Annotated in this window: 30 protein-coding genes and 2 pseudogenes; 25 read left to right on the top strand and 7 right to left on the bottom strand. The window is 32.4% G+C overall.

Annotation, left to right across the window (positions count from 1 at the left end):
• The first annotated feature begins 76 nt into the window (after nt 1-76).
• The 6 genes from LpgJCM5343_RS04425 (at nt 77) to LpgJCM5343_RS04450 (ending at nt 4,601) form a co-directional block, all read left to right on the top strand.
• Entirely contained in the window at nt 77-721 is a 645-nt protein-coding gene (locus tag LpgJCM5343_RS04425) for a nitroreductase family protein (RefSeq protein ID WP_077958986.1), read from the top strand.
• A 163-nt stretch (nt 722-884) separates the two neighbouring features.
• Nucleotides 885-1,085, top strand: a complete 201-nt coding sequence (locus tag LpgJCM5343_RS09695) for an SPJ_0845 family protein (RefSeq protein ID WP_020807887.1) — start codon at nt 885-887, stop codon at nt 1,083-1,085.
• A gap of 241 nt (nt 1,086-1,326) precedes the next feature.
• Nucleotides 1,327-1,806: a PTS sugar transporter subunit IIA gene (locus LpgJCM5343_RS04435; protein ID WP_157955004.1), complete on the top strand. Its 480-nt coding sequence runs from the start codon at nt 1,327-1,329 to the stop codon at nt 1,804-1,806.
• A gap of 12 nt (nt 1,807-1,818) precedes the next feature.
• Entirely contained in the window at nt 1,819-2,421 is a 603-nt protein-coding gene (locus LpgJCM5343_RS04440; protein ID WP_101890673.1) for a PRD domain-containing protein, read from the top strand.
• Nucleotides 2,414-3,838, top strand: a complete 1,425-nt coding sequence (locus LpgJCM5343_RS04445) for a PTS transporter subunit EIIC (RefSeq protein WP_101890674.1) — start codon at nt 2,414-2,416, stop codon at nt 3,836-3,838. Before LpgJCM5343_RS04440 ends, LpgJCM5343_RS04445 begins: the two co-directional genes overlap by 8 nt.
• Nucleotide 3,839: 1 nt before the next feature.
• Nucleotides 3,840-4,601 (top strand): ChbG/HpnK family deacetylase, encoded by a 762-nt coding sequence (locus LpgJCM5343_RS04450; RefSeq protein ID WP_101890675.1) that lies wholly within the window; start codon nt 3,840-3,842, stop codon nt 4,599-4,601.
• A 42-nt stretch (nt 4,602-4,643) separates the two neighbouring features.
• On the opposite strand, the gene LpgJCM5343_RS04455 is transcribed toward LpgJCM5343_RS04450, so the two are convergent.
• Nucleotides 4,644-5,288: an RpiB/LacA/LacB family sugar-phosphate isomerase gene (locus LpgJCM5343_RS04455; protein WP_101890676.1), complete on the bottom strand. Its 645-nt coding sequence runs from the start codon at nt 5,286-5,288 to the stop codon at nt 4,644-4,646.
• 248 nt (nt 5,289-5,536) lie between these two features.
• On the opposite strand from LpgJCM5343_RS04455, the gene LpgJCM5343_RS04460 reads away from it, so the two are divergent.
• Nucleotides 5,537-7,807, top strand: a complete 2,271-nt coding sequence (locus LpgJCM5343_RS04460) for a bifunctional metallophosphatase/5'-nucleotidase (RefSeq protein ID WP_167435362.1) — start codon at nt 5,537-5,539, stop codon at nt 7,805-7,807.
• 37 nt (nt 7,808-7,844) lie between these two features.
• Here LpgJCM5343_RS04460 and LpgJCM5343_RS04465 read toward each other — a convergent pair whose 3' ends face one another.
• Nucleotides 7,845-8,573, bottom strand: a complete 729-nt coding sequence (locus tag LpgJCM5343_RS04465; RefSeq protein ID WP_077958980.1) for a GNAT family acetyltransferase — start codon at nt 8,571-8,573, stop codon at nt 7,845-7,847.
• A pseudogene (locus LpgJCM5343_RS04470) lies at nt 8,545-9,089 on the bottom strand (GNAT family N-acetyltransferase). Before LpgJCM5343_RS04470 ends, LpgJCM5343_RS04465 begins: the two are co-directional and overlap by 29 nt.
• Before the next feature lie 79 nt (nt 9,090-9,168).
• Here LpgJCM5343_RS04470 and LpgJCM5343_RS04475 point away from each other — a divergent pair.
• Nucleotides 9,169-9,744, top strand: a complete 576-nt coding sequence (locus tag LpgJCM5343_RS04475; protein WP_101890679.1) for a hypothetical protein — start codon at nt 9,169-9,171, stop codon at nt 9,742-9,744.
• A gap of 62 nt (nt 9,745-9,806) precedes the next feature.
• Here the strand turns inward: LpgJCM5343_RS04475 and LpgJCM5343_RS04480 are convergent, their stop codons facing one another.
• The gene (locus tag LpgJCM5343_RS04480; protein ID WP_101890680.1) at nt 9,807-10,616 is read right to left on the bottom strand and encodes a DUF975 family protein; all 810 of its coding nucleotides are present in this window, start codon (nt 10,614-10,616) and stop codon (nt 9,807-9,809) included.
• A 66-nt stretch (nt 10,617-10,682) separates the two neighbouring features.
• Nucleotides 10,683-11,552: an SPFH domain-containing protein gene (locus tag LpgJCM5343_RS04485; RefSeq protein ID WP_370738417.1), complete on the bottom strand. Its 870-nt coding sequence runs from the start codon at nt 11,550-11,552 to the stop codon at nt 10,683-10,685.
• 159 nt (nt 11,553-11,711) lie between these two features.
• On the opposite strand from LpgJCM5343_RS04485, the gene LpgJCM5343_RS04490 reads away from it, so the two are divergent.
• The 3 genes from LpgJCM5343_RS04490 (at nt 11,712) to LpgJCM5343_RS04500 (ending at nt 14,793) form a co-directional block, all read left to right on the top strand.
• Entirely contained in the window at nt 11,712-12,530 is an 819-nt protein-coding gene (locus tag LpgJCM5343_RS04490) for a helix-turn-helix domain-containing protein (protein WP_101890682.1), read from the top strand.
• A gap of 91 nt (nt 12,531-12,621) precedes the next feature.
• A complete protein-coding gene (locus LpgJCM5343_RS04495; RefSeq protein ID WP_113576160.1) occupies nt 12,622-14,229 on the top strand; it encodes an ATP-binding cassette domain-containing protein in 1,608 nt (535 codons plus the stop codon).
• An 81-nt stretch (nt 14,230-14,310) separates the two neighbouring features.
• Nucleotides 14,311-14,793 carry a nitroreductase family protein gene (locus tag LpgJCM5343_RS04500; protein WP_101890684.1) on the top strand — a complete coding sequence of 161 codons (483 nt, stop codon included), beginning with the start codon at nt 14,311-14,313 and terminating at the stop codon, nt 14,791-14,793.
• Nucleotides 14,794-14,839: 46 nt separating this feature from the next.
• On the opposite strand, the gene LpgJCM5343_RS04505 is transcribed toward LpgJCM5343_RS04500, so the two are convergent.
• On the bottom strand, nt 14,840-16,417 hold the full coding sequence (locus tag LpgJCM5343_RS04505) for an ATP-binding cassette domain-containing protein (RefSeq protein ID WP_101890685.1): 1,578 nt from the start codon (nt 16,415-16,417) through the stop codon (nt 14,840-14,842).
• Between the two features lie 154 nt (nt 16,418-16,571).
• Here LpgJCM5343_RS04505 and LpgJCM5343_RS04510 point away from each other — a divergent pair, with 154 nt between their 5' ends.
• From LpgJCM5343_RS04510 to LpgJCM5343_RS04555, 9 genes and pseudogenes are all read left to right on the top strand, one after another.
• A complete protein-coding gene (locus LpgJCM5343_RS04510) occupies nt 16,572-16,892 on the top strand; it encodes a hypothetical protein (RefSeq protein ID WP_101890686.1) in 321 nt (106 codons plus the stop codon).
• A complete protein-coding gene (locus tag LpgJCM5343_RS04515) occupies nt 16,892-17,338 on the top strand; it encodes a GNAT family N-acetyltransferase (RefSeq protein WP_039156676.1) in 447 nt (148 codons plus the stop codon). The genes LpgJCM5343_RS04510 and LpgJCM5343_RS04515 overlap by 1 nt, the downstream gene beginning before the upstream one ends.
• Before the next feature lie 6 nt (nt 17,339-17,344).
• Nucleotides 17,345-17,647, top strand: coding sequence for a MazG-like family protein (locus LpgJCM5343_RS04520; RefSeq protein WP_039156673.1), 303 nt, complete (start codon nt 17,345-17,347; stop codon nt 17,645-17,647).
• Nucleotides 17,640-17,999 carry a DUF6176 family protein gene (locus tag LpgJCM5343_RS04525; protein ID WP_101890687.1) on the top strand — a complete coding sequence of 120 codons (360 nt, stop codon included), beginning with the start codon at nt 17,640-17,642 and terminating at the stop codon, nt 17,997-17,999. The genes LpgJCM5343_RS04520 and LpgJCM5343_RS04525 overlap by 8 nt, the downstream gene beginning before the upstream one ends.
• 6 nt (nt 18,000-18,005) lie before the next feature.
• Nucleotides 18,006-18,215 carry a DUF3923 family protein gene (locus tag LpgJCM5343_RS04530; RefSeq protein ID WP_101890688.1) on the top strand — a complete coding sequence of 70 codons (210 nt, stop codon included), beginning with the start codon at nt 18,006-18,008 and terminating at the stop codon, nt 18,213-18,215.
• A 41-nt stretch (nt 18,216-18,256) separates the two neighbouring features.
• Entirely contained in the window at nt 18,257-18,427 is a 171-nt protein-coding gene (locus LpgJCM5343_RS04535; RefSeq protein ID WP_250881796.1) for a hypothetical protein, read from the top strand.
• Between the two features lie 465 nt (nt 18,428-18,892).
• Nucleotides 18,893-19,426 (top strand): GNAT family N-acetyltransferase, encoded by a 534-nt coding sequence (locus tag LpgJCM5343_RS04540; RefSeq protein WP_039156665.1) that lies wholly within the window; start codon nt 18,893-18,895, stop codon nt 19,424-19,426.
• Between the two features lie 2 nt (nt 19,427-19,428).
• Nucleotides 19,429-19,911, top strand: a complete 483-nt coding sequence (locus LpgJCM5343_RS04545) for a GNAT family N-acetyltransferase (RefSeq protein WP_101890689.1) — start codon at nt 19,429-19,431, stop codon at nt 19,909-19,911.
• Between the two features lie 267 nt (nt 19,912-20,178).
• Nucleotides 20,179-20,271: pseudogene (locus tag LpgJCM5343_RS04555) on the top strand (NUDIX hydrolase N-terminal domain-containing protein); the annotation flags it as partial.
• A gap of 58 nt (nt 20,272-20,329) precedes the next feature.
• Here LpgJCM5343_RS04555 and LpgJCM5343_RS04560 read toward each other — a convergent pair.
• The gene (locus tag LpgJCM5343_RS04560) at nt 20,330-20,515 is read right to left on the bottom strand and encodes a hypothetical protein (RefSeq protein WP_003648888.1); all 186 of its coding nucleotides are present in this window, start codon (nt 20,513-20,515) and stop codon (nt 20,330-20,332) included.
• 77 nt (nt 20,516-20,592) lie between these two features.
• Here LpgJCM5343_RS04560 and LpgJCM5343_RS04565 point away from each other — a divergent pair, with 77 nt between their 5' ends.
• From LpgJCM5343_RS04565 to rbsD, 5 genes are all read left to right on the top strand, one after another.
• Nucleotides 20,593-21,093, top strand: coding sequence for a kinase (locus LpgJCM5343_RS04565; RefSeq protein WP_101890690.1), 501 nt, complete (start codon nt 20,593-20,595; stop codon nt 21,091-21,093).
• 2 nt (nt 21,094-21,095) lie between these two features.
• On the top strand, nt 21,096-21,560 hold the full coding sequence (locus LpgJCM5343_RS04570; RefSeq protein WP_101890691.1) for an NUDIX hydrolase: 465 nt from the start codon (nt 21,096-21,098) through the stop codon (nt 21,558-21,560).
• 15 nt (nt 21,561-21,575) lie between these two features.
• Nucleotides 21,576-22,340, top strand: coding sequence for a nucleoside phosphorylase (locus LpgJCM5343_RS04575; RefSeq protein ID WP_101890692.1), 765 nt, complete (start codon nt 21,576-21,578; stop codon nt 22,338-22,340).
• A 2-nt stretch (nt 22,341-22,342) separates the two neighbouring features.
• The gene (locus LpgJCM5343_RS04580) at nt 22,343-22,792 is read left to right on the top strand and encodes an ASCH domain-containing protein (RefSeq protein ID WP_101890693.1); all 450 of its coding nucleotides are present in this window, start codon (nt 22,343-22,345) and stop codon (nt 22,790-22,792) included.
• 110 nt (nt 22,793-22,902) lie between these two features.
• Entirely contained in the window at nt 22,903-23,298 is a 396-nt protein-coding gene (gene rbsD, locus LpgJCM5343_RS04585; RefSeq protein WP_101890694.1) for a D-ribose pyranase, read from the top strand.
• The last annotated feature ends 19 nt before the right edge of the window (nt 23,299-23,317 follow it).

Raw genomic sequence — 23,317 nt, forward strand, 5'->3', positions numbered from 1 at the left:
CCCGTTTTTGTATGCGTAGATATAAATTTAGACTATAATTATATATGTAAGCGCTAATATATAGGAGGTAAATTCGATGACACAATTTGAAAACAATAATTTTGGGGACGTATTACTTAATCGTCATTCAGTTCGTCACTTTGATAAGGATGTAAAAATTCCTCGTGAAGAGCTTAGAGAAATGATCAAAGAAACAATTACTGCACCATCTGCATGTAATTTGCAAGCTTGGCAGTTCATCGTAGTTGATACTGATGAGGGTAAAAAGAAATTGCATGAATTCTACATGCCATTCAATAATCCGCAAATTGATACTTCAAGTGCAATTATTCAAATCTTTGGCAATACTTTAGCATTTAAGAAGTATCGTGCCTTATGGGATCATATGTATGAAGAAAAGAGAATTTCTAAGGAAGAATTAGATAAGGTTTACAATACTTTCTTACCATTGTACGAACATGCGGATAAGACAATGCTTACAGCTGATGCAATGGTTGATTCTTCGCTCGCTGCCATGCAATTGATGCTAGTTGCTCGTGCACACGGTTATGAAACAAATGCAATGGCTGGTTATGATGCTAAAAAAGCTGCCAGTGTAATGGGACTTGATCCAGAACAATATGTTCCAGTGATGGGTATTGCGATTGGTAAGCCAGACGCAAGTGCAGAAGAGTTGAAGTCAGTTAGATATCCTGTTGATGATGTTTTGAAATTTGAATAGACGAGAGAAGCGGTATTGAAAAATATCGCTTTTTATTTTGCTAAGTTTTTAAGAGAGGTTGACTGCAGCAAGGCTCTTAAGTTTAAGTAAATTTTATCAGTAAGCATTTGTCAGTTTCTTAATTCCGTTTTATAATCATAGAAAAAGAAAAGGATGATTAACGATGGGACTAACTTTTAACAATCCTAACAACTTACAACAAATGCTTGATAAATTTGCGACTGTTCCAGATCCCAAAAAGACGCCGAAAAGACCAGGTGAAGGTCTTGATAAGCCTAAAAAGAATGGTGGTCAAACTCCAAATGTCATTAATGAGGAGAAGGAACCTGAAGTAAAGAGTAAAAAGAAGAAAGATAAGAAGTAAAGTTAAATCCACTAAAGCAGGTTGTTTTAGTGGACTTTTTTAATCTTTTTATATGTAACCGCTTTACAAGAAGCAATAATTATTCTAATATAAAAATGTAAATTGTATATCAAATCGCAACGTGGATTGTAACTCTTTGAGGCATTACCACAAACGATTTATAGGAGTAAATCTACTTCTATTGTTGTTTGTGATGCTTCAAGGAGTTTTTTTGTGGCTGAGCAAACTAGAAAGGTTAAAAATGTTTAGTTTGTTTAAGAAAAAGGAGAAGACAAATATTGTTGCTCCAATTTCTGGTGAGTTAATTGAATTAGAGAAGGTAAAAGATCCTGTTTTTGCTAAAAAAATGATGGGTGATGGTTTCGCGATTGTACCAAGTGTGCAAAATTCAACTTTTGATGTTTATGCACCAACTGATGCAGAAATTGTGTCACTGCCTTCTACTAAACATGCAGTTGGACTGAGGAATAGAGAAGGACAAGAAATTTTAATTCATATTGGGATTGATACTGTTGATTTAAAAGGAAATGGTTTTACTTCATATGTAAGTCAAGACGATTATGTTCATCAAGGAGAAAAGTTGATTTCAGTTGATGATAATGTGCTTAAGCAGAATAAACTTGATGACACCGTGATGGTAATCCTGGTTAAGGGTTATAAGAAGAACTTGCTTACGGCTTATGGCACCCAAGTAGATCAAGAGACTAACTTAATAGAGTAGAGAGGGATAAAAATGAGGGTTGAAAAGAAAATCAATAATAACGTGGCTGTTTGTACAGCTGGCAACGGTCAAGAATTGATTGAACGAATAAAGAAAAATGAGATTTTCGATTTTTCTTTGAGCTATGATATTCAACATCTATATCCCAAAGAGTACGATGTCGGTTTAAAGGCGTTGCAGTATGTTAAAGAAGATTTAAAGATTATTTTCCCCAAAGCAGAGGCTACTGCAATTGCAATGCATTTTATCAATGCTAGGGAAGTCTCATCTCAAAATATAAGTAAGAGTAATACTGATAATACTTTAAATTTAATTATTGGAACAATAGAAGATCAATTTAATATAAAAATTGATAAGAAGTCATTTGCATTTAATAGATTTAAAATCCATTTACAGTATTTTTTAAAGCGAATTGAATCAAACAAACAAATTCATGACGAGATTTCCGTTCAATTAATACAAGACATGATGGAAAATAATTATCAAATTTTTAAATGCGGTAAAGAAATTGTAGCTCAGTTAAATGAAAAATATCGTACAGAAATTACGGATGATGAAATGTTTTATTTAATGATTTATATTCAGAGAATAATGCGAGGAGTTAAAAATGAGTAAAGATAATTATAACAACTTAGCTCGTGAAATATTACAAGCTGTTGGTGGAATAAATAATATTAGTTCTGTAACACATTGCATGACACGTTTACGTTTTACTTTAAAAGATTCAAGTATTCCTAAAGATGATGAAGTAAAGAAAATAGAGGGGGTATTAGGAGTAGTTCGTGCTGGCGGCCAATATCAAATAATTATTGGTCAAACCGTGCCAAAGGTTTATGAAACTTTGTTGAAATTAGGCAATGGGAAGATAGCGGGTTCTGCTCCAATTGATGAAAATCTTGATGCTAATGCTCAAAAAGAAAAAATGACGTTTAAAAGAGGTTTTAATATTGTATTAAATAAGGTAGCTGGAAGTTTAACGCCAACGATTCCTATTCTTATAACTGCTGCAATGTTTAAAATGTTAGCTGCAATCTGTGGCCCAACAATGCTAAATATTACTCCAACTTCTAGTGATTTATATAAGCTATTTACATTAGTAGGAGATGCGGGATTTTATTTCTTCCCAGTATTTTTAGGCTATACATCTGCAAAACAATTTAAAACATCGCCAATGTTAGGAATGTTAATGGGTGCAATTTTGTTAGATCCTAATTTAGTTAAAATTGTTACTGCTGGAAAGCCTTTCACGGTGTATGGAATTCCAATGGCTTTAACAAATTATGGTAATACTTTAATTCCTATTCTCTTATCAGTTTGGATTATGTCTTATGTAGAAAGATTTTTTAAGAAATATGTTCCTACATCTTTAAGTACAGTTTTTGTACCAACTTTAACAATTGCTGTAATGATCCCGATAACTCTATGTGTCTTAGGACCACTTGGCGGATTCTTAGGAGACTATATCTGTAACGGATTATTGGCGTTTGGAAAATTAGGTGGTGTTTGGTCTATTTTAGCTATCGCAATTATTGGAGCTGTTTGGGAAATCTTAGTTATTTCTGGCATGCATTTAGTGATTATTAGCACTATGACTCTATTATTTGCTCAGGGTGGACATGATAACTTTGCTACTTTAGGCGCAGTAGCGGCAAGCATGGCTTGTGCAGGTATGGCACTTGGTGCAGCATTACGAATAAAAGGTAAGAAAAATAAAACTTTAGTATGGGGATATTTTATTTCTAATATTATTGGTGGTGTAACAGAACCTTCTTTGTATGGTTTGGCACTTAGATATAAGCGGCCATTTTTAGGAATGATGATTGGTGGTTTTGCAGGTGCTTTATATGCAGGTATTACGCATGTGACAGCATATGTAATGGTACCCGTCGCTAACTTTCTTGCTTTGACTGCTTATGTTGGAGGAAGCACAGCAAATATTGTTAATGGAATTATTAGTGGTGTAATCGCATTAATTGTTGCGGCGGTCGCAACCTATATAATTGGTTTTGGAAAAGAAGAGGAAATAAACTAAAATGAAACAAATACTAATTCGTGCAGATGATCTTGGTTATTCAAGAGCTGTAAATTATGGCATCTACGATGCAATTCATAATGGAATAATTAATAATGTTGGTGTAATGGTAAATATGCCTGCAACTGAACATGGACTAGATTTATTAAAGAACGAAGATATTGATTTCGGGATGCATACTGATATTACCAATGGCAAACCGATTCTTCCTCCTGATCAAGTGCCGTCGTTAGTAGATGAACACGGTAATTTTAAGCGTTCTAAAATTTATCGAGATAATTATGGTAAGCAAGATTTTACAAATTTAGATGAAGTTATTGCTGAGATTGACGCTCAATATCATCAATTTTTAGAATTAATTGGTAAGAAGCCTGACTATTTTGAAGGTCATGCGGTTATGAGTGATAACTTTATTAAAGGTTTGCATATTGTTGCTGAAGAGTATGATTTACCAATTTTAGATTTTGCTTTTGATAATCAGCCAGTTAGTTTTAAGAAAGAAACACGTTTCAGTCCATATATGGAAAGTATGAAACCTAATTATGATCCTGAAAAGGTATTTTTAACAATGCTTAAGCATGCTGATGAAGAAGTAATTCCAATGATGATTTGTCATCCCGGATATTTAGACCAGTATATTTTAAATACTTCTAGTTTAACTATTCCTAGAACTCAAGAAGTTGATTTTGCAATGGATCCGAAGATTAGAAAAATCATTGAAAAAGAGCAGATTCATTTAGTTAGATATAGTGAATGCAAATAAAAGATAAAGACTACGCCTGAAAAACGTGGTCTTTATTTGTATCTAATTGAAATATGAGTGCTTTAATTTCTTAATCAAATTAACTAGTTCAGTATCTTTACCATTTTGGATAATGAAATTATAAACTGGCTCGTACTTTAAGACAGGAACCAATAGATCGGAGTCAACAGAAGGAAGAATTGAAGTCATCGATTTTTTATTTAGTTGGTTAAATTCTTTTACTTCTGTAGTGTTTTTAACCTTTCTGGATGCTTGAGAGGGAGGGTAGCCAGTGCCCCAAGGCTGTTTAAATAGAGCTTTCATAGTTTCTGAAAAATTAATTTCTCCGCTCCATCCCCAATTTAGTCCCAAAGGAAAGGAAATCACATTTCCATTATTAATATGGCTGAATAGAAAAGCATCTTGTGGAGTAGGAAGATAGCCACATTGAATATTGGGGAAAGTATTGCAAGCAAGCATCATCCCTTGACCAGACGTGCAGCCAGTGACAATGAAGTCTAATGACTTACTATTAATTAATAATGCAATTGCTAGAAAAACTTGAACATAAGATAGGTTGGTATTGCTATTTGGATAAATACCGAAGTTGATTAACTGATCGTCAGAGTTAATTGCTGCATTTAAATAATGTTCTAAAATTCCGTTTTTTTGTTTTTGCGAACTTGCTTGAATAAGACCTATTTTCATTATTGTTTCTTTCTGATGAATATAAATTACTATAACTAAAATTAATTATAAGACAAATAAGAATTGAATAACCTTATTTACAAATGAAATATGATCATTCGTAAATAAAAATATTTTTAATGGCTAAATTAATCCATTTTTCACACTTTGCTAGTAAATAACGAACGATTTTGATATTGACGTAATAATAATTAAGAATATACTTAAGCGTGTAAAAGTTAATGTCTACTGTTTTAGAGGAGAAAGAAATGAAAAATCATCGTCGTGTTTTGATTGGTAGTTTAGCTAGTGCAGCATTAATGAGCTTGTTTTTGGTAAACAATGGTTCAGTTAAGGCTGATGAAGTCGTTCAGCCAAATCAAGTTCAACAAAGTAGTCAAGTAAAGGTCACAACGAATCAAGATAATGCTAAAAAGCCGAACAATGATCAATGGGCAAATCCCGCTGATTATAAGAATGATATTCCAGTCCAAGTGTTAGGTATTAATGATTTACATGGAAATATTGATACCACTGGGAAAGCATATGTTGGACGAGGAATGCATTATAATGCTGGAAATGCTGCACGCCTAAGTAGTTATTTGAACAATGCTGAAAAAGATTTTAAGGATAAGAATCCCGAAGGTAACACATTTAGAGTTGAAGCAGGAGACATGGTAGGTGCTTCTCCAGCAACGTCGTCACTACTTCAAGATGAACCAACGATGAAATCTTTGAAGGCAATGAACGTTAATATTGGTACTCTGGGTAACCATGAATTTGATGAAGGATTAGGTGAATTTGATCGAATTGTAGAAGGTAAAGCTCCTCAAAAAGGACAATTTAACCAAGAAGAGCAGAACTATCCTCATGAAAATTCAAATTTACAGATTGTCATTTCTAATGTAATTAATAAAAAAGATCAAACTGTACCATTTAATTGGCAGCCATATTTGACGAAAGAAGTAAAAGCTGGCGATAAATCAAGTAAGGTTGGCTTTATTGGTGTAGTAACTGCTGATATGCCTAAACTTACTTTTGCTAAAAATTTAAAAGATTATCAAATTTTAGATCCTGCTGAAACAATTGCAAAGTATGATCACATTTTGCAAAATCAAGGTGTGAATGCGATTGTCGTTTTAGCCCATACTGGTGTTTCAACCTATAAAGGTAAAACTAGTGGAGAAGCAGTCGATATTTTGAAGAAGCTGTATAAAATTGATCCTAATAATTCTGTAGATTTATATGTTGCTGCTCATTCACATCAGTATGCAAATGGTACAGTTGGTAGAACTAAAATTGTTCAAGCTAATAAATTTTCAATGGCTTATGATGATGCAATTGGTTATATTGATCCTAAGACGAACGATTTTGTTAATGGTAGTTTGGTAACTCATGTTTATCCTGTTATGTCACCAAGAGAGGATAAGCTTACCAAGGCTGACCCTAAAGTCGAAGCAATTATTAAAGATGCAGAAAATCGTACTAGCAAGATTACAAATTCTGTGATTGGTAAAACAACTCCAGGTACCGAAATTAGTACTAGTCTCAATGATAATAAAGAAAATGCAGTTGGCGATTTAGTTGTTGATGCCCAACTTTTTGAAGCTAAGAAGAAAGGAATTCAAGCTGACTTTGCTATCACTAATGGAGGCGGTGTTCGAAGTAATTTAAATATTGAAAGTGATGGATCAATAAAGTGGAAGTCTGCTCAAGCTGTTCAACCTTTTAATAATCAAATTCAAGTTTTTAATTTAACAGGAAAGCAAATTTACGATGTCTTGAATTCACAATATGTAAAAGATGGTGAGCGTTACTATCTCGTTAGTGGTATGCGTTATGCTTATACGGATACTGATGATCCTTCTCATCCGCAAAAAGTTGCTGTCATGTTAGACAGCACTGGTAAGCAAATTGATTTAAACAAGACTTATCGAGTTATTACAAGCAACTATTTAGTAGATTCAACTGCTGAATTTAAGGGTGCAAAAAAGGTGGCTGATGTAGGAATTGATACTGATTTATTCGTAGATTATTTCAAAGATCAAACAGCAGCTGGTAAACTAATTCTTGCTCCTGAATTGAATCGTAAGTTTTATCTAACTAAGCCTCAGTTAGCTGAATTATTAAATAAGCTAAAGCAAGAAGCGCAAGCATCAAAACAAAATACGGTAAATAATAAATTAGATGAGAAAAATAGTCAGCCTGCAAATAAAACTGATAAGTTGGTAAATAGAGTAGATGAGACTAAGGTATCTGAACCAGAACGATCAAAGAAAACAGCAGCGGTTGCAAAGGTTGTTTATGTAATTTATAAAGCTAAAAAAGATGAAAATACACTTAAAGTCGTAAATGAAACTGTAGGCAAAAGTTCTAGTTCAGCTATATTTACAAGAAGTAAGAATCTTAATAGAAATGAATCTAAAAAAGCTTCACTGCCAAAAACAGGGGCAGAGAATGTATCTTGGATTTCTTGGTTAGGATTAGCTTTAACTAGCTTAGTTAGCGTATTTGGATTGGGTATTAAGAAAAGAAAATAATTCAAAGTAAAAACCATCGCAAAAGCGATGGCTTTTTTCATATATAAATATAAGTATTAAAACTATTTTCTTTATCGACATTAAAGCAATCAAGTAACTTAGTTGCAGCCCAATCTGTGTCGTCTGCTTCAAAGAAAATGGAGGAATACTTATTGAACATTTTGCTTAAAACTGCCTGAATAAATAGATCACATGACTTTTCGCTAAATGAGCAGATATAAGCTATCTCATTTTTTTCAGTAAAAACGAAATTTTCAATTTTCCCATCTTTATTTGTACTATAATAGCCAGTTTTGGTTGGAACTTCTTTGACAAAAGTATTTTCAGAAACAGTTAAAGGAGATACAGCTTGATGCACTTCTTGATAGTATTGATATAGCAAATGACATAGCGCAGAGTAATTTTTACTATTTGCATTGAAGGGATGGATAGAATAATTAGAATTTAGCTTTATTTTCAAATCTTTCTTTGTTACTTCAGGAGTGTAGCATTGACGTTTACATTTAAATCCATTTTGAAGCAATAAATGAATTAAATTAGTATTAGGTGAAGAGGTCATTACTTGAAGCGATTGACCTTCGATTTGCTTGATTTTGCTAAATGGAAAGTAAGTAGGATATTTAGTCAAGTTAAATTTTAGATAAAGATACTTATTATGGAATTCGTTATGGTAAGTAGTAATAGTGCCTATGTCTTTTTCATCGCACCAAACAATATATTGACTATCTTTGATCTTTTTAATTTTTACCGACATTTTTCCATTCATCCCTTAATATTCCATATTTCATGGAGTCATAATATTTTCCGTTGTAATATCGTACTTTCCTAATTTGAGCTTCTTTTTGAAATCCGAGTTTCTCAGCAACACGCATCATTGAGGGATTACCAGACCAAGTTGTTAATCCAATGTGCTCCAGCTTGTCAGTATTTTGAAAAATATGATTAATCCAAATTTGTAGCGCGGTTGTGCCATAGCCGCCACTCCATTTGCGTGAATCATAGATTACAATTCCAATCTCAAGCCAGCGTGTTTGTTTATCAATCCAATCTTTTGAAACCATACCGATTGGCTGCTTGTTAACTGTAATGCAGCGACAATCTTCGCTTAATAAAAATTTGGCAATGGTACTTTCTTTGAATGATTTAAAATCTGTAAATTTTTGATAATCATTAAAGTACGGTGCATTAAATCTGGTCCATTCAGGCTGATCGCCTGAAAAACCTTGCTTCCAAATTTCTTTTAATGATGTTTCTTAAATTGGTTTAAACTAATTTTTTTCATAATGATCTCCTTGATTTTTTATAGTAGTGTTTTTGAAAGCGCTTTATAATATAGATGATGACAGAAGAAGGCGATTGAGATGAAAAATGCAAATGAAATAGTTATTGGTAAACCGGTAAAAATTAGCCATGTTTTAATCGGAGCAGCTGCAATTGTTATACTTTCATTATTTGTTACTGGCTTTGGCTATTTACCATGGTGGGTATTTCTAATTGTCTTAATTCTAGGAATTTTTATTACTTTGCCAACATGCTTTAATTCTTATTGGAGGATTAATAAGGAGAAAGTGAAGATTACTTCTTATAGCAATAATGATTCTATTAAATTGATGCAGCTTTTAGGCTTACATAAAAAAGATGAGCAAGTGGTAAAACTGTCTAACATTGAAAATGCCAAAATCGCTTATAAAAAGAATATCAGAATTAGTCCTGTTGATTTTAATACAGACTATCTTAACTTATATTTGAAGACAAAAGATGGTAATAGTTGCACATTACCTTTAAGAAATATTGACTATCAAAAGCTTGATACAATTATACAGTTTTTAAAGGAAAATCAAATAGAATTAATAGATAAGCAGGAAATTGTGCAACTTTTAAGAGAAAATAAGAATTTGTTTACTCATTTTCACAATAAAAAATGGACAGCTGTTTGATTACTATAAAAGAAATACGATCTAGGACATTGAGTCTTAGATCGTATTTTTTGCTAGTCTATTTAATTATTTCCTTTTTTTAGATACTTATCGCCTGCTAAACTGCGGTAAAAGTTGGCAACGGTTTGGCGATAATATGGTTGAAGGTAAAGGGAGAGTAAAAAGTTGATGATAGCGATTAGAATAATTGCAATTAAATATGCAATCAATGCTTGGAAAATGAGATCAGCTAACGGTTTATTAAATGGTTTCAGGTAAAGAAAAGCAATAACTATTCCAATTAAAGTAATAATAAAGTACCAAATATTGAAAGTTAACCAAATGATGAATAAAGTAGTTTTATTGCCTTTCATGATCTTGCGTGATTCACTGATTGCTTCTGTTGCTGTCATTTCGTGTTTTGAATCAATCATATCCTTCATAATGTAAGGTGTCATTGCGTAAGAAAATCTTTTAATGATACCAGGAATTATTAATAAAAGACCCCAGAAAAAAGTAAATAGGGTAGTTAGCAAGCTAGTAAGAAATGTTTTAGAAAAATAGCCATTAGTAAAACTAGAAAACATTGCTTTAAAAATATTTGGCTTTTCCCCTGTATCTCTAAAAGCTAATGTTGCATACTGGACTCCCCAAGCAATCATCGTAGCAATTAAACCGGTAATGATCGTAAATATGCTCCAGCCTAAGCCTTGCCACCATGAAACAAGAGAAAGATTATTAGTATTAAAACTACCGGTCCAGACATAATTAGTTATATATTCGAGGAATAAATTAACAATTCCAGGAATAATTAACAATCCAATTACCCACAGCCAGTTACCTTTAAGCTGTTTACGAGCAGTTTGTCTTAATTCTTTGCGGTTGATTTCCATTATTTGATCCTTTCTTAGTGAAAATAAAAGGCTTCTAGCTCAAAAAGGTTAGAAGTCTTTGCTTTTTTAGTCTTCATTTTTGCTTTGGTCCCAGATTTTTTTAGCAGCTGGAATTTTTCCTAAATTGCTAATTTCGTCTTTATCAACAACGATTAAATTGTTAGGACCCTGAGCAAGTTGGTTGAAGCTATCAAGACTTTGATTTCTAAAGTAGCCTTCGCCAGCCTTATCAAGTGATTCTTGTAATTTCTTAATTCGATAAGCATCTGCATCTGCTTGCGTTTTAATAGCTTCTGCATTTGCTTTAGCAGTTGCAACTAGAGCATCATTTTTAGCCTTAGTGGTTAATTCAATATTTCTTGCTTCACCTTCAGCACGTGCAATCGCAGCAGTCTTTTCACGGTCGGCTGTTAACTGTTTGTCCATTGCCTTTTGAATTTCTGGACTAGGAAGCAATTCGTCAACATTGACCCGAACAACGCGAATGCCGTAAATATCAGTCAAATCGCCAATTGCATCCGCAAGTTGTGCGTTAATCTGACTAGTTGAACCCAAGGCTTCGTTTAATTCCATTCGACCAATAATATCACGAAGGTGACCACGAATTAATTGCACCATCGATTCAACAGAATCAGTGTTGTTGTAGAAGTACTTGTAAGAATCAGTGACAAGATAGTTTAAAGTTAGGCTAGTAGTAATTTCAGCATTATCTTTAGTAATAATTCGGTATTTAGAAATTTCTAAAGGCTGAAGAGCTAGCGATACTTTTCTAATTCTTTGAACTCCAGGAAAAATCATCACAAAGCCTGCTTTTACAGTGCGTGAATACTTACCTAATGTTTCAACTAAGCCTTCATAGTTTTGCGGAACAATATGAAAGCTTAAAGCTAGTAAAACTAAAAGTAAGATCACCAAAACAATTAGTAAAATTTGCATTAACATAATACTTTGACTCCTTTTCTTAATTTTGACTTATATTATCCCAATATTTTTAGAAAAATGAAATAGTTTTTAAAATATTTTTCAGATAAAAATTATTTAGGCGGATAAAAATTGATTATAATTGTAGAAAGTAGAAGATGAGGTGGGCATATAATGACTATTGGTGAATTGCTAAAACAAACAAGACAATCTCTTGGCTTAACTCAAACAGAGATGGCAGCCGGCATTGTTTCAACTTCTTATTATTCAAAAGTAGAACGAAATATTCATCAAATTAGTGCTGATGAATTAATTGCTATTCTCAATAGACATCATATTGACAATGCATCTTTCTTTGCTCATCTTTCTAGTTCTAATTCTCAAAAAAAAAGAGATTTTATAAAAGAAATAGGGGATGCTTATGAGAAAAAAGATAAGCAAACGCTTTTGGCAATAAAAAAAGATATCGATCAATTGCCAGATTCTAAGCAAAAAAAGTATTATCAGCTGCAAATTGAATTGGTTTTGAATGTTTATTTAACAAAAGCAGATGATATTCCAGATGAATTAAAGAATGATTTGAAGAAATTTGTTTTTCAAGATAATAATTGGAATGAAAATTCGCTGCAGTTATTTAGAGAAACGATTCGTGTTTACGATATAGATGAGCTAACTTTTCTAGTAAATGCAATTTTAGTCAAGTATCAACAGCCAGCCGAGTTGCCTATAAAGACGCAGGAGATCTTAGGAGGAATTTGCATTAACTTTTTAGATAAGTGTTATGAACACAACACACCTGAATTGATAAAGCAACCACTACAATATATCTCAAAACTTTCAAATGCTTCGGAATTACTTTTAGTTAAAATACTTAAAAATTATTATCAAGCTGTTTTTAATAAAAATGCAGATGAAGTAAAGGATATTGGTGGTCTTCTTGAAAAAGCAGGCTGGAAAGATTTCGTTTCTGTTTTGCCTCATCTAAGCAACTAAATGTGCGTATACGACAATGCAATTTCTATTACGACAAAGCACTCTTTTCTTATTTACCTTGCTCAATAATAATTGCAGCGAGGTGAACAAAATGAATTACTTATTTCATTATTTAAGAAAAAGACCGGGAGCAGTAGGAATTGTAATTGTTTTAACTATTATTACTTCGGCTCTAAGAGTGACACATGCCTTAATTAACGTAAATATTTTTAATGCCTTAATTAAGTTAGAATTTCATGGCTTCTTTTATTGGGTGATAATTGATATTGCAGTGTTTGCGGTCTTGTCTGTTTTCTTAGTATTGATGCAAATCCAAATGGCTAAGACAGTGCAGCTTTTGAGTCTAGACTTAAGAAAAGATATTATTCGTCAATTGTCAGGAAAATCAATTGAAGAATTTGATAAGCAAGACACGGGAGTTTATGCGTCTTGGTTAACTAATGACGTGACTACGATCGAAAATGATGGCTTTTACAATATTTTGCAGAGCGTTCAAATCATTACAGATCCTGTGTTTTCAATGATTGCCTTAGCTAAGTTCTCATGGACTTTTATCCCAATTATTGCTTTAGTTTCTTTTTTAACAGTATTTTTGCCGCAACTTATTCATAAAAGGCTTGCTAGTGCTAGTCTTTCGACGACTAAGGCTAATGAAAAATTATTGAATGTTACTAATGATAGCTTACGGGGATTTAATACCTTTTCAATTTTTGGAGTTGAAAAGCAATTAGAGGCTAGAGTTACTGAAGCAGCATTATTTTTATTAGATAAAAAGGTTAAGCAAGCGAAGTACCAATCAATTGCTAATAATATCGCAGGTTTTTCTAATATTTTAGGTCAAGTTGGAATTCAAGCGTGGACCGGCTATTTAGCGCTTGAAAAGATAATTTCAATTGGTGTAATAGGTTCGTCTGGAAATTTAGCTTATAACGTTTTTAACTCTTTAGCTGTAATTGCACCGATATGGACTGAAATGACAGCGTTAAAACCAATTTTTGATAAGTATCATTTAACTGAGAAAAAGAATTATAAAGAAGAGGGACAAGATTTTACTGAAAATAAGTTTGATTCCTTGGAAGTAATTAATTTACAGAAGAAGTATCAAGATAGAGAGGTTTTTGCTCATCCGATAAATCTATGTATTCTAAGAAATCAAAAAGTTGGAGTTTATGGCAAATCGGGTAGTGGTAAGACTACTTTTATGAAAATTATTTCTGGACAAATAAGAAGTTATACTGGTAAGATTCAACTGAATAAAGTAGAACTAAATCGATTAAAGTATAGTGCGCTACAAAAAATTTTACTTTATGTGGAGCAAACTCCATATTTATTCAATGATACTGTTCGTTATAACTTAACCTTAGGAGAACATTTTGCAGATAATGAAATAATCGACGCGCTAAAAAAAGCTAATCTATGGGAAACAATAAGTAAATTACCCGATGGACTAGATACAGAAATAAATGAAAATGGTAACAACTTTTCTGGCGGACAAAAGCAGAGGCTTGCTTTGGCTAGAGGTTTATTGAGAAAGAGAAGACTATTTTTACTTGATGAAAGTACTAGTAATTTAGATAAGAAAACTGCGCTCAAAGTGGAGAATACTTTTTTAGGGCTAGAGGATGCAACTGTAATCTTTGTTAGTCATCAACTTCATAATGAAAATAAGTCTGCTTTTGACCAAATAATTGAAATTTAAAGAATTGCTTATTAAATATTAGTGTAATAGAATAAATTTGTGAAAGCGATTTATTAAAAATATTCATTTAAGGAGTAGAAAATGAACGCAATTTTTGAAAGAAGAGCAGTTAGAGAATATGCTAATGAAAAAATTGATGAAGAAAAGATTCAAAAATTAATTGACGCTTTTCAAGCTGCACCGTGTGCACTGCACCAAACTGAAGTTATGGAGCTGAGTGTAATTACCGACCCAGAACTTCTTAAGAAAATTGAGGACAATACTAACAATTCTTGCTATAATGCACCACTTGTTTTTATGATCAATACTAAAAAAGATAGTCAATTTGGTGAAAGAGATGCTTCGGTAGCAGCAGAAAATGTAATGGTTGAAGCTGTTGATTTGGGCCTAGCTTCTGTTTATGTAATGGGTGGAGTAATTGCACTAAATAAATTCCCTGAGTTTCAAAAAGAGTTGGGAATGGATGAGGGTTACGAAACTTCAGTACTTTTGCCAATTGGCTATCCTGCTGATAATGGAAAGCCTGAAGATAGATCAAATCGTTATAAGATTGTGAGAAAATAATTGGAGATAGTAAAAAACATTGATCCTAAGTCTGGACCAATGTTTTTTATTTGCTCAAGTCAATAATTCTATCAAACATTTCTTTTTCTTGGTGTGAGATTTTATGAGCAACTTCAATTACTGCAAAATTTGAATTTTTCAGCAAAGTCTGATGAATTTGTAGTGATAGTTCATTGTCTAAAGCGCTCGTTGCTTCATCGGCTAGCAAAATAGGACGTTTAGCCAAAATAGATCTGGCAATTTCGATTCTTTGAATTTGACCACCAGAAAGATTATTACCGTTTTGACCAATTTGGTAGTCGAGACCTTTTTCTTTGACTAATTCTGTTAGACCAGCTAATTTAATTGCTTCATTTAAATCTTCTTCTGAATATTTTTTACCTAAGGTTAAATTAAAATGCAGGCTGCGGTCAAACATGAATGGTTTTTGATTGATATAGCCAAAATAATTATGAGATTTTTGCCAGTTGCCAGTTACATTTTGTTGATCAATTATAATGGAACCACTCGTTGGCTGTAATTGACCGATTAATAGGCGGAGTAAGGTTGTTTTTCCAAAGCCACTTGGAGCCATTAAAAGGACCTTTTCATTAGCATTAACAGTGAAGCTTACGTTCTTTAGGATAGCTTTATCATCAACTGTATATGTTAATTTTTCAACTGATAGCTGGTTAAACGATGGATTTGCAGCATTTTCATTTTTATTATTAAAATTGATTGCTTTTTGAATTTTATCCCAAATAGGCTTAGTAGATCGAATCTGATTGAGCTGATCAAAAATCATTGTAATTGGATTAATGAAGTCGTTGGATAGCTGCACGATCATCACTAAAGTACCAGCACCAATTTGACCATTAAACATTAAAATTGCTCCAACCAAGAATGGAATAATAAAGCTGAAAATGTCAGCAATAGTAATAATTAGCGTAGAAATCGCACCTTGAGTGTAGTTTAAAGCTCTTAATGCATTTTCCATTTGTTTTGCCTGCTTGGCGACATAAGAAATAACAGGTATTTGTGCATCATACAGCATGGTTGTTTTTGATCCATTAATTGCATCAACTGCAGCTTGAGTATATTCAGCATTTTGCTTTTCCCAGATAGCAGATTTATCTTGAATATCCTTAATGAAGAACTTTTGAATAAAACCAGGAATAATTGTAGCAATAACGAAAATGATAGTTAGAAGCCAGGAATTGATCAGACCGACCAAGATTGAAATTGCAAAAGCAGCAATCTCAGAAATAATCATTAATTCATTCGTAATTTTTAATGATTCGATTTGTTTTAGGTCATTAGTCATTAAATTTAGACCGTCTTTTTGTGAATCATTTTGTTGAGCAATTAAATAAGTGATAGTTTTCTCTTTCAACTTCAAGTTGATATCACGTGTAATATCAGAACGTAAATATCTATAAGCAAAATTGAGAAACATAATAACAATCAGTAATGCTGCTCCCAATGCAGCGATAAGAATTAATTGTTTTAATGAGCCACGATGATATTGCGCGCTGTTAAGCATAATCTTCGTGACATAAGCGATAACGACATTACCACAAGCACTTATGCAGGCTAAAAAGATATAAAGTGCTAGCTTCTTTTTGTTAGCAAACTTTAGTGACATAAATATACCTTTCTAGACCCCATCAAAGTGACTTCATTTAAGTCGTTTCTTCTTTGATGAAAATAATATAGCATATTTTGTTGAAAATTAAAATAGTATTAGATATTATTTTAATAAAAGAATTTGGAGGAAGTGTACATGCAAGAAAAATGTAATGTCGTTTGTTAATATTTCACCTTTATTTATTGCAATTATTATTGGTTTTGTAGTTTCATTTAATGAAAATACTTCTGTAAAGGTACCTGCTATTGTAGTTATTATTTCAACAATTATTAGTTTTCTTTTTCCAATTTTTAATTTAAAATCTTGGGTTACTTATCCAGTAATTATCTCTGAAAGTGCAATGTTTGTTTTGGCTACAATGTTATTAAGTCAAAAGATGAAAAAGTGGCTGGCTTGGATTTTGGGTTTGATTGTAGGATTTGTTTGGGCAATTGTACTGCTTATTTTGCTAGGAGTGACTTTTAATATCTAATGCTTATTAGAAAGTATGAAAATTCTGATTTTGACCAATTGTGTCATGTGATGGATAGGGCACGCATGCAGGAATTAAAGACAGCCAATATGGAGCAGGTGTTTATCCAATTGAGGGATGCACCATATTTAGGGTATTTGTTAAAATGCAAAATGTATGTAGCCACTAAAGAAGAAAAATTGGTTGGATTCGTGGGGTTACGACCACATGAATTATCATTTCTATATGTAGATCCAACTTTTCAAAAGCATGGAGTCGGAAATAAATTGATGGCATTTGCTTTAGATCAATTAGTAAGACCGATAAAGCTAGATGTGTTTACTGACAACTTCGTAGCCAAAGCATTGTATGAAAAATATGGTTTTAAAGTAGTAAAAACTGTGGTTGAAAAGTGGTCTGATGAGTATCCAATAGAGTTTGCGCAGGATACTATGGAGATGAAGTAAATTAAAATGATTATTGATACTAAACAATTACAAAAAGCCGTTATCGAAAATAAGAAAAAACATAATTTTAATACTACTGACGTTAAGTTTGAACTTCTTTTATTATATGGTGAAGTAAATGAACTGTTTCAAGCTTGGTTAAAAGAAGACCAAGAAAATATCAATGAAGAGCTGGCTGATGTAGCAATATTTTTACTAGGAATATCCGAAATGCTTGGTAGTGATCTTGGTGAAGATATTGTTAAGAAAATGAAAATTAATGCAAAACGAAAATATGTGCACGGAAAGAAGATAATTAGTGATGACTAAAGTAGAACTTACTCGTTTTAGAATTAAAAAAGGGAAAGAAGCTAAAGCGCAAGAATGGATGGACTTTCTAAATGAACATCACGCTGATACTGTCGCAACAATGGCTGGTGAAAAGATGTACGTGGAGAGCGTCTTTAAAGAGAAAAATCCAGATGGATATACCTATTTTTACTGGTATTCAGTTCAAGGAGAAGGCGGAAATGCCGTTGAAGAATCAAAAAGTTACATTGATAAGAAACATATTGAGTATTGGGATGAATGTATCGATATGGAGTATAAGCCAGTTGATATGAAATTGGAAGAAAATTTGATTGCGCCGGCTGTTGAGAAGGTAATTGAAAAGGATGCGTAATGCTAAATGAAAGCATGGAAAATTAGTGGAAGTATTGTATTACTTTTGTATGCAGTTACTAGTGTATTTATTTGTATTAGAAAAGTTGACGGAGCAGGTGTAGTACAGACGCCAGAAATGAGAAATATTACTTTAATTATCTGGGGAGTATTTGGATTAATCATTTTAATCAGTTATCTAATTTGGCTGGCAATTTTAAAGCATAGTAAAAAGTAATATGTCAAACTATAGAAAATAAGATTAGTCGAAATGCTTATATGGAAGCTTTAAAACAAGCACAAATTGAGGATAATTATGAGTCATTTATTGAATTAGTGGCTGATTATGAGCAAGATGAATTAGATAAGCGAATAGATCTATTAACTAGGATTGAAAAAGAAAATTCGCACAAAGTCAAACTAGATTGGATAAGTTTGACAAGTAATTAGTAAGACTAAAGCAGATTCTTGTATGAACCTGCTTTTTTATTTATTGCAAAGTATAAAATGAGTATAAAATCACTTGTTTAAGTATAAAAAAAGTATAAAATCTGCATTTAAATCTAAGTGATGCAAAGTATCAAACTTCATTAGTTTACGGAGTTAGAAGAAGTGGAAAGACGGTTTTTCTGTTAAATGTTCAAAGAAATTAATGAAAAAGAGAAAAATCATTATTTTATTCGGTTAAACTTGGGTCGAGAAAATCATTTAATTTAAATAGCATTAATAAGCTAAGAAAAATTTTTCTTCATGTTGATTTAAACATTAGTTAAATAAGTCATAAGCAGAGATTGTAAAAGATCTCTGCTTATTTTTGTAGTTAAAAATTTTATAAGTAATCTATTGAAATATTAATTATATTTAAGTAATATTTAATTTAACTAAAAAACAAAAGATGAAAATGGGGTGGGACGATTGCATAATTATCCGTTTGTTTTACATAAATTTGTAACTGGTAAACATGATGTTGAGTTAGTTTTACCTGAAACTTGGCAAGCAAAAGATTTATTTGATCAGCTTCAGAAAAATCTTTTCGAATTCTCTAAATGGTTAGTTTGGGCTAACAAAATTGATTCTGTTCAAAAAGAAGTAGATTCAATTAAGCAATTTCAACAGAAAATGGTCGATGGTACAGCATTTAATTTGGTGATTTTAGTTGATGAAATTCCAGCTGGCATGATTGACTTACATTACTTAAATTCAGAGTCAGGCGAAGTTGGATATTGGCTGTCGAATGATTTTCAACATTTAGGAATTATGACTGAATCCGTCGAATTTCTTAAAAAGTATGCATTTGAACAATTAGGACTCAAATATTTAATTTTAAGAACTCATCCTCAGAATTTTGCAAGTCAGAATGTAGCTAAGCGAAGTGGATTTGAGTATCAAGGAATTGATGATAATGGGCATAAAAAATTTGTCTTAAGAAATAATGTTGGTAGGCGATAATTATGGAATTAAGAAAGGTAACTAATCAAAATCTTTGGGATGTTGTAAATCTTAAAGTTAAATCAGATCAAAAAGAATATGTTGCAGATAATGCGACTAGTTTGCTAGAAGCATATGCAACTCAAAATGAAGGTAAAAAGGTTGAAACCTTTGCTATCTATGAAAAAGATAATTTAGTTGGCTTTGCAATGATTAACTTTAATGTATACCACTGGGAAGGTGCACCAAAAGTTGCTCGTAATAATTATTGCTTGTGGCGTTTTATGATTGATCAAAAATATCAAGATCAGGGATTAGGGGTAGATGCGTTAGCTGTGCTTATTAAATATATAAAAACAATGCCTTTAGGAAATGGAAATAAATTGTATCTTTCTTACGTCCCTTCAAATTTCGCTGCTGAACAGCTATACAAAGCTGCTGGTTTTGTGCCTAATGGTGAAAAAATTGAAGAAGAAATTGTTTTAGTTTTAGATTTGGAGAAATAAATTTATGAAAAGCTTATTTAAATTAATGATTAAAGGAGTGGGAATATGGTTTATCCTATTAATGCTCTATTTTGTGATTAATTTATTCATCAATTTTAATGTTCTTCAAATCTCTAATCTTTTCGGCGTACGATTAATAATTGACGTATCAAAAGGAAGAGCAGTAACGATGAGCGGTATTGCACCTAATTTTTATATTAGTTTATTACTTTTTACTCTTTTTTATGGAGGAATAGCGTTTTGGATAAACAAGAGAAGAAGCAAAATATGAAGCAAGATCGACTTATTGATTGGGCAAAGCGACTTCAAAGTTTGGCGCAAGCTGGCTTAACGTATGGAAAAGATAATTTTGACTTAGAGTGATATCAAGAAATTCGTGATATTTCGGCTGAAATGATGGCAGAAATAGTTAAAGAGGTTATAGATTTTTAATCCATTCATCTAAATCGTCTAAAGAACCAATTTTTTTAATATTACCGTTTTCTACTTCTTTCTTTCCCTGTAATGCTTCGGGTGTATTTAAAAAGCTAGTCGACTTTCCAACAATTGTTTTAACTTTAGTTGAATCATAAAGATTTATATAGCATTTAATATCTTTTTTCATAATTAATTACCATTTTCTATAAAACTTTTTTGCTATTGTATCTTATTTTCAGTATTAAGAGAAAGTGAATAAAAATAATGACATCAAAACTAATTATAATTCGAGGAAACTCTGGCAGTGGCAAAACTACACTGTCTAAAGAAATTCACCATCGATTGCCACGCAATACATTATTGATCCCGCAAGATACAGTTAGAAGAGAAATGCTGAATGTTAAAGACGGAGAAAAGACTTTAGCTTTGCCGTTATTAGAAAACTTGCTTGAATATGGTTATCATCACTGTTCTTATTCTATTTTAGAAGGTATCTTGAATGCAAAATGGTATGCTGACTTATTTGAAAAATCTCAGCAGCTTTTCGGCAATCAAATTTATGCCTATTATTTTGATATTCCATTTGAAGAGACAATAAAACGACATAAAGCTCGTCATGAATATTCTTTTGGTGAAGAAAAAATGCGCTCTTGGTGGAATGAAAAAGATTATATTGGTTTTATTCCCGAATATGCCTTTACTAGTCAGATGCATTTAGATGATGAAATCTCAATTATAATGAATGATATTCAAGTAGAGGAATAGCAATGACTCAAGACTACATTAAAACTTTACGTCAAAAAGTTGGTCATGAACCAATTATTCTAAATTTTGCAGGCGGAATTTTGGCTAATGATCAGAATGAAATCTTACTTCAAAAAAGATCTGATTTTAATGCATGGGGTTTGCCTGGTGGTGCTTTAGAATTTGGAGAATCAGCACAAGAAGCATGTGTTCGAGAGTTCTTAGAAGAAACTGGCTTAAAAGTAAAAGTTAAGTCACTATTGGGTGTTTCAACTAATTTTATTCAGCACTATCCTAATCAAGATGTGGCACAGGCGGTGACTATTGAATTTATTGTGGAACTAGTAGAAGAAATGTCAAAAGAAATCAGCTCTGAAACACTTGACTTGAAGTATTTTTCTAAAGACAAATTACCGAAGATTTTTAACAAGCAACATCGACTTTTTATTGATCATTACTTTAATGAAGACTATCCATTTATTGATTAAGGGAGAGGGTATTGCATGAATAAACAACCATTTATTTTAGACTTTGATAAAAATCCTCACGCGGTTTTTGAACCTAATCATGATCAAGAACCGTTTTATTTTCATCCAAGATTGCTTTATGCGTTTGTGCCAGAAAAAGAAATCAATGCATTTTTAGATCAACACCTGCACCGCACTTTAGGCGAATTTGAATCATGCTCTTTTAACCCAAAAATCTATGAAGTTCAAATTGACAATGAATTTTTCACTTTGTGTCAAGCACCCTTGGGAGCACCAGCAGCTACTCAATTACTTGAGTGGTTAATTGCTTATGGTGTAGAAAAAGTGTTAACTGTTGGCACCGCTGGGGCTTTAGTAGATTTACCTGAAAATACAATGCTTCTTCCGACACGTGCTATTCGGGATGAGGGAACGTCTTTTCACTACATGCAACCTGGACAATTTGTTGAATTAGATTCCTCATTTTTAAAGGAAGTAGAAAAAGCTTTAACTGAATTAAATGTGGACTATGATGAGATAACAACTTGGACAACTGATGGATTCTTTAGAGAAACGCCTAAAAAGGTGGCCCAATTTCGCCAATTAGGCGCATCAACCGTAGAAATGGAGTGTGCAGCTTTAGCTGCTTGTGCCCAGTTTAGAAAGATTGATTTTGCTCAGCTTTTGTTTACGGCAGATACATTAGCTGATATGGATAACTATGATGAGCGTGATTGGGGCGGTGAATCGCACAGAACTGGCTTAAGCATTGGTGCCCAAATTTTAACAAGGATCAAATAGATATGGATGAGAATATACAAACATTTTGGCATCAGTTTTGTAAAAAGCATAATTTAAATGAAAATACACCTGTTGAAGCATGGGCCTTTGGTGCAAATCAAAAATATGCTAATGAGTTAGCTTCTTTGGTTGATAAAGAAATTAAGACAGCTACTACGTCAGCTTATGAATTGTATGGTAAAGATGAGAAATTACCTAAAGTAGGTGAGTGGAGCATTATTTTAGATGGTAATGCTAAACCAGTCTGCGTAATAAAAGATGTATGCGTTGAGATCATTCCATATAATTTAATTTCTCAAGAACATGCTTATCATGAAGGAGAAGGTGATTGTAGCTATGCTTATTGGCGCACGGTTCATGATGAATTTTTTACGCGGAAATATAAAGAGCGTGGAAAAATTTTTTATTCTCAAGCACCGATGGTCTGTGAAGTTTTTGAAAAAGTAAAATAAGCGACAAAAATTAGCGCTTGTATAAAAATAGCTAGAAATAGTAGGTACATGGTAAAATTAATTCCATATGCTAAATTTAAGAACGTATTTTAGTAAGGAGTTAACTAAACATGAAAAAGACAGGAGTAATGAACTCAAATATTTCTAGAGTGATTGCAGATATGGGACATATGGATTGGTTAGGTGTGGGGGATGCAGGAACTCCTGTGCCAGCTGGGACTGAAAAGATTGATTTATCTGTTAGACCAGGATTGCCATCATTTATTGATGTTTTAAAGGAAGTTCTCACAGAATTAGAAGTTCAAAAAATGTATATTGCTGAAGAAATTAAAACTGAAAATCCTAAGCAATTAGAAGCAATTAAAAAGACTCTTCCTAACGTTGAGATTAAATTTATTTCTCATTCAGAATTAAAGAAAGATTTAAAGTCCTCAAAGGCATTTATTAGAACTGGAGAGGAAACTCCATATTCTAATGTGATTTTAGAAAGTGGCGTAACTTTTTAATTAATTAGAAATGGAGGAA

Origin of the sequence: Lactobacillus paragasseri, assembly GCF_003584685.1 — a bacterium.
In the GTDB taxonomy this organism is placed as follows: domain Bacteria; phylum Bacillota; class Bacilli; order Lactobacillales; family Lactobacillaceae; genus Lactobacillus; species Lactobacillus paragasseri.

What these genes read in the sequence shown, in the direction of transcription:
- LpgJCM5343_RS04515 (WP_039156676.1), top strand. Translation starts at nt 16,892, where the DNA reads ATGCTTATTAGAAAGTATGAAAATTCTGATTTTGACCAATTGTGTCAT.
- LpgJCM5343_RS04525 (WP_101890687.1), top strand. Translation starts at nt 17,640, where the DNA reads ATGACTAAAGTAGAACTTACTCGTTTTAGAATTAAAAAAGGGAAAGAA.
- LpgJCM5343_RS04575 (WP_101890692.1), top strand. Translation starts at nt 21,576, where the DNA reads ATGAATAAACAACCATTTATTTTAGACTTTGATAAAAATCCTCACGCG.
- rbsD (WP_101890694.1), top strand. Translation starts at nt 22,903, where the DNA reads ATGAAAAAGACAGGAGTAATGAACTCAAATATTTCTAGAGTGATTGCA.
- LpgJCM5343_RS04475 (WP_101890679.1), top strand. Translation starts at nt 9,169, where the DNA reads ATGAAAAATGCAAATGAAATAGTTATTGGTAAACCGGTAAAAATTAGC.
- LpgJCM5343_RS04510 (WP_101890686.1), top strand. Translation starts at nt 16,572, where the DNA reads ATGTCGTTTGTTAATATTTCACCTTTATTTATTGCAATTATTATTGGT.
- LpgJCM5343_RS04545 (WP_101890689.1), top strand. Translation starts at nt 19,429, where the DNA reads ATGGAATTAAGAAAGGTAACTAATCAAAATCTTTGGGATGTTGTAAAT.
- LpgJCM5343_RS04570 (WP_101890691.1), top strand. Translation starts at nt 21,096, where the DNA reads ATGACTCAAGACTACATTAAAACTTTACGTCAAAAAGTTGGTCATGAA.
- LpgJCM5343_RS04445 (WP_101890674.1), top strand. Translation starts at nt 2,414, where the DNA reads ATGAGTAAAGATAATTATAACAACTTAGCTCGTGAAATATTACAAGCT.
- LpgJCM5343_RS04495 (WP_113576160.1), top strand. Translation starts at nt 12,622, where the DNA reads ATGAATTACTTATTTCATTATTTAAGAAAAAGACCGGGAGCAGTAGGA.
- LpgJCM5343_RS04485 (WP_370738417.1), bottom strand. Translation starts at nt 11,552, where the DNA reads ATGCAAATTTTACTAATTGTTTTGGTGATCTTACTTTTAGTTTTACTA.
- LpgJCM5343_RS04520 (WP_039156673.1), top strand. Translation starts at nt 17,345, where the DNA reads ATGATTATTGATACTAAACAATTACAAAAAGCCGTTATCGAAAATAAG.
- LpgJCM5343_RS04465 (WP_077958980.1), bottom strand. Translation starts at nt 8,573, where the DNA reads ATGAATGGAAAAATGTCGGTAAAAATTAAAAAGATCAAAGATAGTCAA.
- LpgJCM5343_RS04560 (WP_003648888.1), bottom strand. Translation starts at nt 20,515, where the DNA reads ATGAAAAAAGATATTAAATGCTATATAAATCTTTATGATTCAACTAAA.
- LpgJCM5343_RS04440 (WP_101890673.1), top strand. Translation starts at nt 1,819, where the DNA reads ATGAGGGTTGAAAAGAAAATCAATAATAACGTGGCTGTTTGTACAGCT.
- LpgJCM5343_RS04435 (WP_157955004.1), top strand. Translation starts at nt 1,327, where the DNA reads ATGTTTAGTTTGTTTAAGAAAAAGGAGAAGACAAATATTGTTGCTCCA.
- LpgJCM5343_RS04490 (WP_101890682.1), top strand. Translation starts at nt 11,712, where the DNA reads ATGACTATTGGTGAATTGCTAAAACAAACAAGACAATCTCTTGGCTTA.
- LpgJCM5343_RS04425 (WP_077958986.1), top strand. Translation starts at nt 77, where the DNA reads ATGACACAATTTGAAAACAATAATTTTGGGGACGTATTACTTAATCGT.
- LpgJCM5343_RS04450 (WP_101890675.1), top strand. Translation starts at nt 3,840, where the DNA reads ATGAAACAAATACTAATTCGTGCAGATGATCTTGGTTATTCAAGAGCT.
- LpgJCM5343_RS04500 (WP_101890684.1), top strand. Translation starts at nt 14,311, where the DNA reads ATGAACGCAATTTTTGAAAGAAGAGCAGTTAGAGAATATGCTAATGAA.
- LpgJCM5343_RS09695 (WP_020807887.1), top strand. Translation starts at nt 885, where the DNA reads ATGGGACTAACTTTTAACAATCCTAACAACTTACAACAAATGCTTGAT.
- LpgJCM5343_RS04480 (WP_101890680.1), bottom strand. Translation starts at nt 10,616, where the DNA reads ATGGAAATCAACCGCAAAGAATTAAGACAAACTGCTCGTAAACAGCTT.
- LpgJCM5343_RS04530 (WP_101890688.1), top strand. Translation starts at nt 18,006, where the DNA reads ATGAAAGCATGGAAAATTAGTGGAAGTATTGTATTACTTTTGTATGCA.
- LpgJCM5343_RS04460 (WP_167435362.1), top strand. Translation starts at nt 5,537, where the DNA reads ATGAAAAATCATCGTCGTGTTTTGATTGGTAGTTTAGCTAGTGCAGCA.
- LpgJCM5343_RS04535 (WP_250881796.1), top strand. Translation starts at nt 18,257, where the DNA reads ATGGAAGCTTTAAAACAAGCACAAATTGAGGATAATTATGAGTCATTT.
- LpgJCM5343_RS04455 (WP_101890676.1), bottom strand. Translation starts at nt 5,288, where the DNA reads ATGAAAATAGGTCTTATTCAAGCAAGTTCGCAAAAACAAAAAAACGGA.
- LpgJCM5343_RS04565 (WP_101890690.1), top strand. Translation starts at nt 20,593, where the DNA reads ATGACATCAAAACTAATTATAATTCGAGGAAACTCTGGCAGTGGCAAA.
- LpgJCM5343_RS04505 (WP_101890685.1), bottom strand. Translation starts at nt 16,417, where the DNA reads ATGTCACTAAAGTTTGCTAACAAAAAGAAGCTAGCACTTTATATCTTT.
- LpgJCM5343_RS04580 (WP_101890693.1), top strand. Translation starts at nt 22,343, where the DNA reads ATGGATGAGAATATACAAACATTTTGGCATCAGTTTTGTAAAAAGCAT.